This is a genomic window from Amphibacillus sp. Q70 (assembly GCF_052055485.1).
Lineage (GTDB): Bacteria > Bacillota > Bacilli > Bacillales > Amphibacillaceae > Amphibacillus.
In genome coordinates this window covers 1,341,904-1,357,157 of record NZ_CP197171.1, presented here as the reverse complement: position 1 = coordinate 1,357,157, position 15,254 = coordinate 1,341,904, and the positions used below count along the sequence as shown (strand labels likewise).

The 15,254-nt window shown below is 36.4% G+C and carries 13 protein-coding genes and 2 pseudogenes; 10 read left to right on the top strand and 5 right to left on the bottom strand.

What is annotated here, in order from left to right; all coding sequences use genetic code 11:
- Positions 1–46 precede the first annotated feature (46 nt).
- The gene (locus ACS127_RS06195) at positions 47–898 is read right to left on the bottom strand and encodes a protein phosphatase 2C domain-containing protein (protein ID WP_440897552.1); all 852 of its coding nucleotides are present in this window, start codon (positions 896–898) and stop codon (positions 47–49) included.
- 480 nt (positions 899–1,378) lie between these two features.
- Positions 1,379–2,242 carry an ROK family protein gene (locus ACS127_RS06190; protein ID WP_440897551.1) on the bottom strand — a complete coding sequence of 288 codons (864 nt, stop codon included), beginning with the start codon at positions 2,240–2,242 and terminating at the stop codon, positions 1,379–1,381.
- A 189-nt stretch (positions 2,243–2,431) separates the two neighbouring features.
- Between ACS127_RS06190 and ACS127_RS06185 the strand changes: the two genes are divergently transcribed.
- Positions 2,432–2,788: a DUF2200 domain-containing protein gene (locus ACS127_RS06185; protein WP_440897550.1), complete on the top strand. Its 357-nt coding sequence runs from the start codon at positions 2,432–2,434 to the stop codon at positions 2,786–2,788.
- 190 nt (positions 2,789–2,978) lie between these two features.
- Here the strand turns inward: ACS127_RS06185 and ACS127_RS06180 are convergent, their stop codons facing one another.
- Positions 2,979–3,722, bottom strand: a complete 744-nt coding sequence (locus tag ACS127_RS06180) for a polysaccharide deacetylase family protein (RefSeq protein WP_440897549.1) — start codon at positions 3,720–3,722, stop codon at positions 2,979–2,981.
- Between the two features lie 1,593 nt (positions 3,723–5,315).
- On the opposite strand from ACS127_RS06180, the gene ACS127_RS06175 reads away from it, so the two are divergent.
- The 5 genes and pseudogenes from ACS127_RS06175 to ACS127_RS06155 all read left to right on the top strand — a co-directional run bounded on the left by ACS127_RS06175 (position 5,316) and on the right by ACS127_RS06155 (position 9,676).
- Complete coding sequence (locus ACS127_RS06175; protein WP_440897548.1) at positions 5,316–6,296, top strand: hypothetical protein; 981 nt, start codon at positions 5,316–5,318, stop codon at positions 6,294–6,296.
- A gap of 217 nt (positions 6,297–6,513) precedes the next feature.
- Positions 6,514–8,022, top strand: a pseudogene (locus ACS127_RS06170) (ribonucleoside-triphosphate reductase, adenosylcobalamin-dependent); the annotation flags it as partial.
- A 92-nt stretch (positions 8,023–8,114) separates the two neighbouring features.
- Positions 8,115–8,516 carry a DUF4430 domain-containing protein gene (locus ACS127_RS06165; protein WP_440897547.1) on the top strand — a complete coding sequence of 134 codons (402 nt, stop codon included), beginning with the start codon at positions 8,115–8,117 and terminating at the stop codon, positions 8,514–8,516.
- 4 nt (positions 8,517–8,520) lie between these two features.
- The gene (locus ACS127_RS06160; protein WP_440897546.1) at positions 8,521–9,012 is read left to right on the top strand and encodes an ECF transporter S component; all 492 of its coding nucleotides are present in this window, start codon (positions 8,521–8,523) and stop codon (positions 9,010–9,012) included.
- A 358-nt stretch (positions 9,013–9,370) separates the two neighbouring features.
- Positions 9,371–9,676, top strand: coding sequence for a DUF378 domain-containing protein (locus ACS127_RS06155; protein WP_440897545.1), 306 nt, complete (start codon positions 9,371–9,373; stop codon positions 9,674–9,676).
- 120 nt (positions 9,677–9,796) lie between these two features.
- Here the strand turns inward: ACS127_RS06155 and ACS127_RS06150 are convergent, their stop codons facing one another.
- Positions 9,797–10,204, bottom strand: coding sequence for an oxidoreductase (locus ACS127_RS06150; protein WP_440898089.1), 408 nt, complete (start codon positions 10,202–10,204; stop codon positions 9,797–9,799).
- A 2-nt stretch (positions 10,205–10,206) separates the two neighbouring features.
- Positions 10,207–10,812: pseudogene (locus ACS127_RS06145) on the bottom strand (oxidoreductase).
- A gap of 515 nt (positions 10,813–11,327) precedes the next feature.
- Between ACS127_RS06145 and ACS127_RS06140 the strand changes: the two are divergent.
- The 4 genes from ACS127_RS06140 (at position 11,328) to chvE (ending at position 15,226) form a co-directional block, all read left to right on the top strand.
- Positions 11,328–11,549: a DUF2829 domain-containing protein gene (locus tag ACS127_RS06140; RefSeq protein WP_440897544.1), complete on the top strand. Its 222-nt coding sequence runs from the start codon at positions 11,328–11,330 to the stop codon at positions 11,547–11,549.
- A 50-nt stretch (positions 11,550–11,599) separates the two neighbouring features.
- On the top strand, positions 11,600–12,355 hold the full coding sequence (locus ACS127_RS06135) for a 3-oxoacyl-ACP reductase (protein WP_440897543.1): 756 nt from the start codon (positions 11,600–11,602) through the stop codon (positions 12,353–12,355).
- 149 nt (positions 12,356–12,504) lie between these two features.
- The gene (locus ACS127_RS06130; RefSeq protein ID WP_440897542.1) at positions 12,505–13,017 is read left to right on the top strand and encodes a QueT transporter family protein; all 513 of its coding nucleotides are present in this window, start codon (positions 12,505–12,507) and stop codon (positions 13,015–13,017) included.
- A gap of 1,120 nt (positions 13,018–14,137) precedes the next feature.
- Positions 14,138–15,226, top strand: coding sequence for a multiple monosaccharide ABC transporter substrate-binding protein (chvE, locus tag ACS127_RS06125; RefSeq protein WP_440897541.1), 1,089 nt, complete (start codon positions 14,138–14,140; stop codon positions 15,224–15,226).
- Positions 15,227–15,254 lie beyond the last annotated feature (28 nt).

Genomic DNA, 15,254 nt, shown 5'->3' with positions numbered 1-15,254 from the left:
AAGGATGCATTTGTGTAAAAAAACAATCTTATGCAATTGAAATAACTTAGTCTCTTTCACCATTTGCCCAAATCAATGTCGCATCATCCTTCATCTTAAGTCTCGGATAGTGATCACAATACGGGTCTGTCTCTTCCTCAATTCGAAGGCGGTCTAGAATGCGATGAATTCCCTGTTCCTCAATATCTTTTAATAAGCCAATTGGTCCATCAGAGATTTTAAAATCAGTGAAGTAACTATCGACCCCATCACTAAATAAACAGATCGTTTTAATTTCATCATATGGATATTTTTCATAAATAGAACTTTCTAATGCTATATTTGAAAAGTCTAACACCTGGTAACCATTTGGTTTATTTTTTAATAATCTATTTTCTTTTAAAAGATCCTTTACAAATGGTTTAGTTTCAATTAATGAAATATTTTGTTGCTCTTTTATTCGTTTCATCGCATCGATCACTCGATTATCTAGTTCTGTTACTCTATTATCATGAATGACTTTATATTCACCTGAATGAAATTCAATCACTCCTGTACAGTCACCAATAGAAACGATTTCAAGCTGGTGACCAACTTTTCTTGCCATAATAAAGGCTGCAGAAGGCAGCGCAAACTTATCGATATCACCAATGTCTAAAGCGTGAAATTGATCATTCATGTGCTTTGAAAACTCTATTAGAATGTCCTTTGTCTTTTTATCAGGTTCAGTTGATAATTTATCATTAAGAAATTGCGTTGCTGTTTCGACAAACCAGACTGTATCACTTAGATAATCAGGAATCTGATTAGCTGCTATACCAGTTGCACCATCAAGAACAAACATATAATTATCGCCAAAACCTAACCGATCTTCTTTACACTGATTGCCTCTATCGTTAAAAAAATCAATGATCTTCATTCAATCCTCTCCTTCCTTTTGTGTCCAGTAACTGCACTATGGAAAAGCGACAAAGCATTCACAATACAACAATAACTATCTTTCTTGTTCTAAGGCTTAGTCCCACGGATTCAATTAAAGAGCTAGAAAAAACTATTATTTGAAAACTAACAACTCTGTGTAAGAACAAAAGCGCAGAGCACCCGTTCAGCAACGTACGAACTGTGCCCATGTATCATGGGCGGATCGATGTTGCCAGGCAAAGTGGCGGTTTTTATCGACCATTCCTAGCGTAGGAGATAAAGAAAACACGACAACTATAAGGAGGCGATGTTAACTTATCGTACAGGGCCGAGGGAAGCTGCGCTAGTTGCTGGGCACTCGAAGCTGGTCGTGACCTACCTTCCAACAAATAGTTATCCACAAGCACACATTTTATAATTTCCTCTGCTATGAAAAATATCGAGTAGAAGCCATACGAAGCACTTCTACTCAATTTTTCTACTCCATCACCAAATGCAAAGCACCCTTAATACCCGCTTCATCTGTTAAGCCGGGTGGCACGATATATTCATCAATTTTATCCTTGGTTAAATACGGAGAACTGACATAACCGTTCAACATCTCAATAACATTTTGACGAATTAAGGGAAATAGCTGTTTTTGCTTCATGACACCTCCACCTAAAATAATCCTTTCAGGTGAAAGTATATAAATATAATTAGTAAGTGCTTGGGCTAAATAGTAAGCTTCCATTTCCCAAACTTGTGATAAATCAGCTAATTGATCACCTTTTTTGCCCCAGCGTTTTTCTAAAGCAGGTCCTGCTGCTAAGCCCTCTAGACAATCGTCATGATAAGGACATGCTCCTTTATATGTATCCTCAGGGTGGCGACGAACTTTAATATGCCCCATCTCTGGATGAGATAAGCCTTTTAAAGTTTGACCATGATAATAGGCACCAGCCCCTATTCCTGTACCAACAGTAATATACAAACAAGAATTAACATCCGTTGCATTACCGAATTTAGCCTCAGACATAGCTGCCACATTAACATCTGTATCAATTACAACAGAAACAGCTAACTTCTCTTGTAAAATAGCTCCTAACGGATAATCAACCCAGTCTGATTTTGGTGTTTTTTGCAATTGACCATAAGTAGGACTGTCTTGGTTAATATCAATGGGACCAAATCCGCCTAAACCCAGTCGCTCAATCTTTTTATCTTTAAAATAATCAATCACTTTTGGTACCGTCTTATCCGGATGTTCTGTCGGGATAACGATTTTATCTAGAATTTCACCTGAATGATTCCCTACTGCTAAAACAAATTTTGTCCCGCCAGCTTCAATGGCTCCTAACATACCTCACATTCCTTTCATCATTTTTGTTGAGATCGTAAAAATATAATCCATCATTATTGATTTTAGCACATTATTCTAAAATAGCTTATAACAATCATTGTTTTTTCACTTCTATATCATTTGATTATTTTTTTAAAACCCTTTTTCGTGATACAATCATCCTATTAATAAAGAAAGTGGGGGTGCATTATGAAAAAACACCGCATCTATTCCATGAGCTTTGCCAACGTTTATCCTCATTACATTACAAAGGCAGAGAAAAAAGGACGTACAAAATCAGAGGTTGATGAAATTATCCGCTGGTTAACTAATTATAGCCAAGATACGTTAGAGAGCCAGTTGGAAAAGGAAATAGACTTTGAGACCTTTTTTGCGGAAGCACCACAACTAAATCCATCACGCGCATTGATAAAAAGCGTTATTTGCGGTGTTCGAGTAGAAGATATCGAAGAACCAATCATGAAAGAAATTCGCTACCTAGACAAATTAATTGATGAATTAGCAAAGGGAAAAACGATGGATAAAATTTTAAGAAAGCCATCATAATAAGCTCATTAAACAAATTTCTATCGAAACGATCTGTGTGTTAGAAAGGGAAATTGCCCTCTCTTGATCATTTATCCATCTCCAGCCTGTCATTTGCTGAACAGCTTTAGTACTCATGGCAATTAAAAAGCACACTAAAAACAATGATAATGTAAATGATTGTGTTACTTTTGACTATTTTTCACTTCATTTAGTCAACGATATTTTTAAATTGTTCCAACGTTAAAAAATGTGGAATAACATAGCGATTAAGTAGTAAGGGATCAGTATTTTGATCATTTTTATCTTGTTCACAAGTAAAAGCTAATTGAAAACCATTTGCTTTGAGCAATGATACATTTCGTTCTGTAAAAAGTCCAAATGGATAAGCAAATACATCTTCTTCGGCAACAAAGGCATTACATGCAGCTAAATCATCCGCGAATTCTCGATCAGTTACTTCCATGATAAGACTTGTCGCTTCATTTTGTCTTTGATGAAGTTTATCAGTATGGTTCGCATATTCAAAGACATCCTCCATTACTTTTAAATCATCTTTCGATAGACAAACAGATTTGTCAGGATTAAATGGTTTAGCTTGATCATGAAGCCAGCTTGTAACTACAAATGCCGTCGCCCGAAAACCATATTTTTTTAAAATTGGATAAGCATATTCTTTCATAGATTGAAAACAATCATCAAATGTAAGTAGGATTGATTTTTCAGGTAAGGGTGTGTGATCAAGGTAAAATGCCTTTATTTCATTCAATGTTAATGTATGAAAATGGTTTTCCTTTAAATAAATCATCTGCTCTTCAAACTGTTCAACTGTTACAAATAATGCAGATGGTAAGATATCATCATAATCTTGCTTAACATCAATATGTGATCGATGTTCTGGATTGAAACCCTTTGTTTCCCGAATTTCATGATAAAGCACAGTTGTAAATGGCATTAGTGTTCCTCCCATTATCAAATCATTTTTTAACCATTTAATAACACACAAAAAATTGTTAAAACTGATGGATCAAATCCAATCTAAAAACTAGAGTGTGATGGTTGTCCCTTCATTTATAACAAAATGGTGGCGTACTGGATAAAACGAAACTTCAATCAGTGGAAGTTTTTCGACGCACAAGTCTTTTCGGTGGGACGAGTAATCGTAGCAATGTTGTCAGATTAATAAAATCGATTAAGTAAATCCATTTCAAAATGATAAATCGCATGCTAAGATTCAAATATTAAGGGTCGGTGCTTTCCACTACAGGTGGATGCTTTCCGCGGAGATGGGGGTCTATAGGACGTAGATCATGCAGGTGTTGCCACAGGACGTGGCGAACTTAACCTGCTTTCAGCTAACTTTTGTAGCCTAATGCGCTACAAAAGTGGATCTTCAACTCATCCTCGAAAATAAAAGGCCATTTTCTTCGTGCGATGTCTCGCTGACGATGCTTTCCTTGTCTTATTTCCGCTGGAGTCACCACCTTTCGTTCCAATCACCTCAGTGGATCTGTTGTATGAGTGAATTCTATTTTAATTTGGTTTATATTGATTTGTATTTTCCTCCATCCAAATAAGAAAATGATGGAATGGAATCGAGTATCAACTTTAATACAAATGAAAGTCAAACCAGCTAGCGAAGGAAAAACACGCAGACTCCTCGAAAATAAAAGGCCATTTTCTTCGTGCGATGTTTCGCTGACGATGCTTTCCTTGTCCTGTGGGAAAAGCGTGAGATTGAGCTAACTTTGACAAGTGATTTTTGCTTGGCAAAGTTAGCTCAAGGCAGGCTAACTTCGTCACGTCCTGTGACAAAGCCTGGGACTGCGATTACTCGCCCCACCGAAAACATTTGCATGGCCTACGTCCTATACGCCTCCATGTCCACGGAAAGCGTAGTGTTTTTCCATAGCGGTCGCCTTAACCTGACAACATTGGTAATCGCAGTCCCAGGACGTCGCGATCTTAGTCTGTATCCCTTAGTCCCACTGATTGTTAAGGAACACAAGCTAACGTCTTCGCGTCCTGGGACTGTGGTTACTCGTTCCACCGAAAACATTTGCGAAAACGCTTGTGTGACCAACATCGTGTTGCCCCGAGTTTTACGGACGGTTATCTGTGATAAAATATAATTTATTATTATGTATTTTACCACATTATTTGGAAAATGACTTATAACAATAATTATTTTTATAAAAACCGGGCAAATCTTAGTCCGGTTTTTTTACTATCTAAATAAATGAAATATCTGCTCCGAAAACTCACTTTCTGACATGCCATTATATTCGACAGGACGAATCATCAAATAAGGGCAGTTACGAATTTTTATCATTATTTAAGTACAAATAAATTTCATTATTCGATCAAATCTGCTACTATTAAGTCCTGTGGTTTTTATCTCTGCAACCATATATAGTGTGTATTAATTTTTAATATCACTACATATTGATTTTCGTTTTATTTAAAGTTATCATAGAGCATAATCCCTTAACGCAAATCAGCTCTAAATGATTTGACCAATTATAGAAAGAAAAAGGAGCGTTTTATTATGTTAATCGAGTACATTACCGATGATTTTGTCGAAAAAACAGTCAATAAAAATCCGAGTCCCCTGACTGAAATCGGGAGTTTTGTCTACACAAGGACATACTCTAGATGGAAAACAGGTAAGAATAGAAGAGAATTTTGGCATGAGACTGTCCAACGTGCAGTGAATTATAATATGACTCTGGCAAGTGACCATCTAGAAAAAATCGGTTTAGAACCAGACTATCGGGCACTTCAAAAAGAAGCCGAGCGGATATTCTTAAGTATTTATCATACAAAGCAATTCCCATCTGGGCGCACCCTTTGGCTAGGCGGTGGTAATGATGTTATCAATCAGAAATTTACTCTTGGTAATTTTAATTGTTCCTTTACCAATATTAAAAATTGGCAAGATCTATCCGAAGTATTTTATCTATTATTAGTTGGGACTGGAATTGGTATTAAATCAACATTAAAAATGGCTCAAGCAATGCCAAAAATTAAAACCAATGTGAAAGTTCTTCATTCTGAATATAAACCTGTGCCTAAAGAAGAACGTTTAGAACATTCTAAGCTCGTCGAAATTGGCAATGGCTATGCCAAAATTTATATTGGCGATTCCAAAGAAGGTTGGGTTGAATCCCTAGAATTATATTTGAACGTGTTAACTAAAAAAGAGTATAAGCATATCCACACGGTTAAATTTAGTTATAACTCTGTTAGACCAAGTGGAGAAAGGCTGAAAACCTTTGGCGGAACAGCATCTGGGCATGAGCCTCTGAAATCGATGTACGAAGGATTTGCTAATGTACTTAGCAACAAAGTAGACGAAAGTCTGGCACCAATTGAAATTGACGAAGAAGGTTATGGTCAAGTCAGACCTATTCATGTTCTTGATATGGCTAACTTAATTGGGGCTAACGTAGTCGTTGGTGGTAAACAGTCTAATGCTTCCAACGCTAAAAAAAATTCCTCTAATTCGGTGAAACTCTTAGCAGCATAAGACAATACCGAGCGAAGTTGGGATAATTAAATATTTTGTTATCTCAAAACGTGTAACGACTAGTCGAAAGACGTACACTACAAGCGATTGGTAGTGGAAACGGGGAACTCACTATATAAGTGATGAAGATATAGTCTGATCTCATAGGTGACTATGAGCTGTATCAATAGATACGAAGTGAAGGTAGCGAACTCACTTGAACAAATAAAGGTACTTGGTTAGACGTACCGCAGAAATTTTCTTATCGGATGCAGATGATATTGAAGTCCTGCTTGCCAAATACGGTATAAATGGCTTTTGGACGCAAGAGCATTTTGATCAACACGAAATTGTTAAAAAATCATTACTTGAAAACGGCATAAATTTACCAAAATGGTTTGAGGATATGTCATTAAAGCAACACGCTGTATCATATGACGGTGGTAAGGATTTAAAATATTTTGATGATAAAGATTCTGCACTAGCATTTGCAGATCAAGTTGGCGGCTACCACATGTATCCTGTCCGTGAGCCGAGAAAAAATATTGATCACCGTAGAATGAGTAATAACTCTGTCGCATTTACAAGTAAACCAACAACCGAAAGATTAAGCTTACAGTTTGAATTACTGAAAGGTGAAGGAGAACCTGCATTCGTTAATCTTGAAGAAGGTGCTAGACGGGTGCTCAAACAATTAGGTGATGTAAATCCTTCTAGAAGCAGACTCGAATATATCATGGAAGAAATCGGGTTAAACCCATGTGTTGAAATTCTTTTATTTAGTAAAAACGTTTGTAATTTAACAACCGTGAACTTAACCGCCTTTGTTAATGAAGATCGAACTCTAGACGAAGAAGGTTTATTACAAGCACAAAGAGACTCTGCTAGAATTGGTTTAAGAATGACTCTCGCAGAACTTGAACTCGATAAATGGGATAAGGTACAAAAACGTGATCGATTGTTAGGCACATCATTAACTGGCTGGAAGGATGCTATGGCTCTACTGGGCTATACTGAAGAACAAGAAGAAGACTTACAAAGAAAATTACATGATGCATCAAGAAGTGAAGCTGATAAGTATTCAAAAGAGTTGCGTATAAATGCGCCATTACTGGTAACAGCAGTTAAGCCAGAAGGAACCTTAAGTCAAGTCGCGCGAAACCCAATTACTGATTCACCTGTCTCTAGTGGATTACATTGGTCACACTCTCCTTACTATATAAGAAGAATTAGAGTGAGTGAGGCAGATCCTCTTGCCAAAGTTGCTTTAGATCTAGGTTGGACAGTTAATCCAGAAGTTGGAACAGAGGGAGATTCTCATGAGGAAAGAATGGCGAACGCCAAGACACTTGTCGTTGATTTCCCGGTTGCTTCTGGAGCAGATAAAACTAAAGATGATATTTCTGTCGATGAGCAGTTTGATAACTACTTTAGTTTCCAAAATTACTATACTGAACATAACACATCGAATACTATTACTGTTAAACCCAATGAATGGCAAAGAGCAGAGGAAAGAGTTGAACAAGGTTGGAACGATTTTGTCGGTGTATCTTTCTTAGCACTAGATGGAGGGACCTATCAACTTACACCATATGAAGCCATTACAAAGGAGAAATTCGAGGAATTAAAAGCAAAAATGACACCTTTTACTGCTGAACGGTTACAACAATATGAAGTCACCGACAACCTTGAAGATGCAGATATTGGAAATGATGGCTGTACGACAGGTGCATGCCCAATTAGATAACGATTTGGTTTTGATAAACTATAACTATAGATGGCGTAAGTATCTACTGCGCCATCTACCAAAGAAAATGGAGACATAGGAGACATAATATTATGAAATTTTTTAAATTAGTTTTATCTTTAATGTTGTCAACTGGTATTTTATTAGGCTGTGGATCAGCTGATCTTGATAATAATGAAGGACAGACAGAGCAATCTGAAGTTCAAGGTTTACAAGTAGAGCTTGTGATCTCACAAGAGAATGGTGAAGAGATCCTCGCTCAAGAAGAGTTAGAAATTGAAGAAGGTTTAACCTTAATGGAAGTGATGCAAGAAAACTTTGAAGTAGAAGAAGAAGACGGCTTTATTTCTGCAATCAATGGTATACAAGCAGAAGATGGGGAGCCCTATGCTTGGCTTTATACGATTAATGGAGAGCATGCTACTGTAGGTGCAGCTGATTATGAAATTGAGAATGGTGATGTCATAGAGTTTGACTTCCAAAGCTGGGAGTAAAATGTTGAATGTTAGGAAATTAACAATGCTGTCAATGCTAATAAGTATTGCTGTTATCGGTAGAATATATATGACTTTCATCCCTAATGTCCAGCCTTTAACCACTATCATTATGATTACTGCTGTCATTATGGGAAGAACAAACGGTATACTTGTAGCAACAGTCAGCATTATTGTCAGTAACCTATACTTAGGATTTGGCATTTGGACATTTCCTCAAATCATTTCCTATTCACTAATCGCAATAATATGCGGCTCATTTTGCCGCCTTAAAGATAAGAAATATTTTGTTTATCTTTTAGCTTTAATAGGTGTCTTTGCCGGGTATTTTCACGGATTAATTATGTCTTTGTTTGAATATCTTATCTTCGGAAACTTTTGGGCATATTACCTTGCTGGTATCCCTTTTGACACCTATCATGCTGTCGGTAACTTATTAATTTCATTAATTTTGTATCATCCGATCAAAAGTACATTTAAAATTATGAAAGTTTAGCAAAACGAACGCATTCACACTTTAGTGCATGCGTTTGTTTTATTTATCTTACATTTTGCTCCACTGGACCCGCTTTTCGACTGTGGTTATATGTATTTATACTAAGAACAATAACGGTCAAAAATTTAGTACTAAAAAAACTTTATATTTAGAGTATAGTTTTTTACTTTCCGTTTTTATCTACAGACTTATCAATCCCCTGATAATACCTGATATCTCATTGAATGTTCATGCCTTATTGTTATCCTGATTATCGCTAATTATGCTCAATTCCACATATTGATTGTATGAAATTTCATTTAGAGCAAAAGATAAAGTTGATTTTAATTCAGATTTAGATGAGGAGGTGAACAGTTAAATGCATACGTTTAAGCGAGTTGCGTTAATATTAGCTATAATCGGGGCTATCAACTGGGGGCTGATCGGATTTTTTCAATTTGATTTAGTGGCATTCCTTTTTGGTGGACAAGGTGCTGCTTTATCACGTTTAGTATACGGCCTTGTGGGATTAAGTGGTCTAGTCTGTTTATCAATATTATTTGATCCGATTGGCGAAACAGATGACCGACCGATTGATACAAGTAAAGTAAATTATGGCGTTGAGTTTGGCGAAGACTTTGATTATGATCACCAGAAATCAGATCATGACAAGCGAACCGATTAATCTGCTCTCTTTTTAAAACAGACTTATTGTACCCGCAAGACTTAAACTCTTAACATTTTCGATCGTATAAAAAGATACACCCCACCTTATTTAAATTTAAGGTGGGGATTATAATCAAGACTATTCTTTAATTAATCGTTCTGGCATCATGCCTTCTAAAAAAGCCCAAACACCATTTTCAATAATTAATTCTTCTCGTTCATATTCTGATAACTCTTTACGGACTAAATCCTCTCGATCATTCAGAATTTTCGCTGCCCAATGTGGATCAATTAATAGAGCACGGCCAAGCGCAACTAGGTCTGCATTTACGAGAACATGATCAGCCTCTTCTTGGGTTCGAATATCACCAACCCCAATAAACGGCACACGACCATTTATTTTTTTAAAAAGGTAATCGATGATCGGCTTATCTTGATACTCCTCACTAATGGAAACACGCTTATAATCATTAAAAGAAATATGCAAGTAATCAAGCTGCTTGTTAGCTAGTTGGCCAATCAAATATAAAGTATCTGATAAACGAATACCTAGTGTTTCAAACTCTTCTGGAGAAAAACGATAACCAACAATAAAGTTCTCAACCTCAGCCCCGTCACAGCATCAACCACTTCATTGATAAATTTAAAACGTTTTTCAGGGCTCCCACCCCATTCATCATTTCGACGATTGGAGTGGGGAGAGAAAAACTGTTGAATTAAATAAGTATTCGCTCCATGTATTTCAACACCATCAAAGCCTGCCTTAATTGCACGTTCTGTTGCCTGTTTGTAGCTTTTAATCAATCCTAGAATTTCATCTCCTGTTAATTCTCTTGGAACTTCTGCATCTGGACGTTCGGCTTGAATGCCACTTGCTGAAACAGGCTGGACACCACGAAGAACTTTAGAATTTGTCATTCTGCCTGCGTGAAAGATTTACAAAATAGCCTTGGTTCCCTTTTGTTTAATGGAGGTTGCTAATTTGGACAAGCTAGGAATAAATCGATCATGGTAAACACCTAACTCCCCTTCCCAGCCTTTGCCATCTTCTTGAACATTAGCTGCCCCTGTAATCACTGCTCCTACTTCACCAGAGCGAAGTGCATAATAGGCTCGTTCATCGGTTGCCACAACACCGTCATAAAAACTCATCATCGTTGTCATTGGGGCCCTAACTATTCTATTTTTTATGGTTAATCCACGTTTAAAGGTTAATGCTTCATTAAGTTGTGCCATTTCACCGACCCCTTTTTTAAAAAAATACTTAATTGTAATAAATGCTTTCTTTATTGGTATATTACCCTAATCCATTTTTAATACTTGATTGTATCGTTTCGTTGATAATATTTGAGACTTTGATTACTCGCTCCACTATAAAGATTTAGACGCGGAAACTCTTGCAGCACAATTGCCCCACAGCTTCCCTTATTGCGGTTATTCATCATGATGTAAATATTTGATAATACATTAGGTTATGCAACAATTCATTACATTCACTACCATTTTCTTAATACTAAACACGTTCTTCAAACTATCTATTGTTTCGAACAGTTAGATTTCAGAAGCTGCATTGTTAAACCTTGAGTCATTTAACAGGCTTAGTTCACAGATTGCGATTTACTAACTATTCCTTTATAATTTCAATATCAATTAGAAAAGGATGATACAAAGTGACATTTGAAGAAATCTTGCCTCATTTGAAGGCCGGCAAAAGAATTATTCGAGAAGGTTGGCCAGGAGCCGAGCTATATGTAAAATTAGTTGATGAAAGTACAATCGACGGGAAAAAACTAAATCCATATTTTCTAATCAATGTTGAAGGTGAAGGCTACACTATGTTTACCCCAACGGTTTGTGATTTACTTGCAGACGATTGGGTCATTGTTGATTAAATGAAGTTAGCCCAGATATAGCCTGGGCTTTTTATCATGAGGTGATTAAGATGCTATTTAATGAATTTAAAACAAAAGTTATTTTTATCACAGGAGCAAATTCTGGGATTGGCTATGCACAAGCTGAAGCCTTTTTAACACAAGGGGCTTATGTTTTTGCCATTGATCTTAATGGGAAAGGGCTCTCTGAATTAAAAAGAGCTTTTACTGATCAATTCAATTATCAGCTCGGAAATATCTCTAACAAAAAGGACGTTGAAGCAGCAGTCAAACAAGCAATTGAGCTATACGGATCGATTGACACCTTGATTAACACAGCTGGTATTCTAGATGATTTTGCGAAAACGCTAGAGACGGACGAACCCTTATGGGATCGAGTGATCAATACGAATTTAAAAGGGACTTATCATGTGACTAACACCGTCCTTCCTTATATGCTAAAGCAAAAAAAGGGTTGTATTGTTAACATGGCTTCCATTGCTGGGCTTGTTGCAGGTGGGGGTGGAGCAGCCTATACTGCTTCAAAGCATGCCATTATTGGCTATACGAAGCAACTTGATTATGATTATGCTCGTGAAGGGATTCGGGCAAATGCACTGGCTCCTGGTGCAATTAAAACACCGATGAATCAAGCTGATTTTGCAGGTAATGGGGAAATGGCTAAATGGGTTGCTGAAGAAACTCCTGCGGGAAGATGGGCAACACCAGAAGAAGTAGCAAATCTCACGTTATTTATTGCGAGCGATACCGCTGACTATATACATGGTGCAGTCATTCCAATCGATGGCGGCTGGACAATGAAATAGCCCTGTTCTTTTTTCTCAACTTCTGTTATACTACCCAAGTAAGTTTTTTTGCTTACACTATGGCACTTAGCTAGGGCAATATGCTCTCATCCTTTGGCCATAGTTATGACTAAGGTAGCGATAGGCTATTTTACAAAGGAGAAATCAAAATGAATACCCATACGTACCAGGAATCCTCACGCACTTCTGTCCTGAATCTAACAAAAATAGGTCTGGTTGCAGGACTGTATATTGCAGTGACCCTCGTCTTATCCGTTATTAGTTTCGGAGCCATTCAGCTTAGACTATCCGAAATGTTTAACTATTTAGCACTCTTTCACAAACGTTATGTCATTGCCGTCACATTAGGTGTCGTTATCATCAACTTCTTCATTTCACCAATGGGGCTTCTTGATGTTATCGTTGGTGGAAGCTCTACCTATCTTGTTCTGATTCTTTCACGAGCAGTTACAAAACCAATAAAAAGCTTAAAATTAAAAATGATGACGACAGCAATTATCTGTGCCCTGTCGATGTTCACTATCGCTGGACAACTTTACTTTTTGGCTGAAGCACCATTTTGGATAAGCTATTTAACCATTGGTCTTGGTGAGCTATTATCGATGACTATCGGTGGACTTATTATTTACCCAATCCAAAAGAAAATTGACTTAACAAAATAATAATAGAGAGAAAAGAATCAGATGTTCGCACCTGATTCTTTTCTCTCTATTTTTTGGTCTTTTATAATTATGAAATCATTACTAAAGAATAGACTTGAAGTCGCGCATACTTCCCCGACTATATATCACTAGTGAAACAGCATCATCTTTTCTCATCTGTTTAATAACTTCATCTTCCAAGTCATCCGGTTAAGTTCAACCGCTCTTACTCCGTTTTTTATAAGAATAAGTAAATTCCGCTAGTTGTGTTCAATATTTTTAATTAATCAACAAATGAGCTGAAATTTATATTCAACAGTTTATATGAGTAAAATCCCTCATTCTTCTATGCTCTTTCAATCGTCTAAAATTAACTTGTGTTAATCTTATTTAGGATTTATTAATAATTCGGCCTGGACATACGTACAATTTAATGAGCAAAGAATATTCTTCTTTCTACAAGAAAAACTCGAACTATTTTTATCTCTAAAACTTTACACTTGGTGACGAGGATATGGACTAAAAAGCCTTATGTGATAGAGCCTTTCTCGCATTTCTACAATACCTTATGTTCACAGATAATCAATGCTAACCTTTAAAAAGTCGAAAAGCTTTCATATAATTTTTACATTATCCGATTGAATTGAAGGAGTGAAGAAATACAAGTTTAGCCACCGTATAGATAAACAAGACAAATATACCCGTTGTCGCTTGATTAACAATACGACGGTACTCTCTATTGCTTTCAGTATACAGACTAGAGGCACTTAGAGGACATGTGTATAGAGGACTCTAGTCACTTATTATTTTGCTAGACAAAGTCATAAGATTCTTATGTGGAAAACAGGTTGCAAATAAAAGTTCATAAAAAATATTGATTGTCCGTACAAAAGATGATAATATGTGTTTATAAATAACATATACGTATAATTTGATGATGTAGATAATACATTATTCAAGATATAAGTTTTGTTTTTATAATTTGCAAGCGATTACAAAAGTCCTATTATTTTATACTATGTAGGTTAATTAGGTAGAAAGGAGGTTAATTTTTTCTATTAAATAGATTTGTATGAATAGACTTGCGAGTTTTTAACGTTAGATTTTTTTACAATACCTGAAAAACAAGGAGAGAATAAGTATGAAAAAATATTTAATTCTATTAATCTTAGTACTTGTATTTATGGCAGGATGTAATGCTGAAGAAAGTGGCGGTCAAGGATCTGACGACGAGACAACTGGTGAAACGCCGACAGTAGGAATTGCTATGCCAACTCAATCATCAGAGAGATGGGTAGATGATGGTAACAATATGGTGGAAATGTTTGAAGACTTAGGCTATGAGACTAACTTGCAATACGCTGAAGACGTTGTTGAAAATCAATTATCACAAATTGAAAATATGATTACTCAAGGCGTGGACATACTAGTCATCGCATCAATTGACGGTGAAGCACTAACAGATGTACTGGATCAAGCACAAAACTTAGATATACCTGTAATTGCTTATGATCGTTTAATAATGAATCATGAACACGTTAGTTATTACGTAACATTCGATAATTTCCAAGTTGGTGTGCTACAGGGAGAATATATTGAAGAGAAGTTAGGTTTAGCAGAAGGTGAAGGTCCTTTTAATATTGAATTATTTGGCGGATCTCCTGATGACAATAATGCATATTTCTTCTGGGATGGCGCTATGTCTATTCTTCAGCCTTATATAGATGACGAGCAATTAATTGTCAGAAGTGGGCAAACTGAATTTAGTCAAGGAGCAACTTTACGTTGGAGTGGATCGGAAGCACAAGAGCGGATGGATAACTTGCTAAGTGCGCACTATTCAGATGAAGATATTGATGTCGTCTACTCACCATTTGATGGAATTAGTATAGGGGTTGTTTCCTCTTTAAAAGCAGTTGGATATGGTACTGAGGATCGTCCTCTTCCATTAATAACTGGTCAGGACGCTGAGCGACCATCTATTCGTTCAATTGTTGATGGTGAACAAACGCAAACTATTTTTAAAGATACTCGTTTACTAGCTGAACAAGCAGTAGAAATGACAAAAGCAATAATTGCAGATACAGAACCTAACGTCAATGATACAGAAACATATGATAATAATGTGAGAGTAGTACCATCTTATTTGATAGAACCCGTATCTATTGATATTGATAACTACGAAGAAGTCTTAATTGATTCAGGTTACTATGATGAGGATGAAATCTAGTTAATGGTTATTTAAAGGGGAGGTAAAT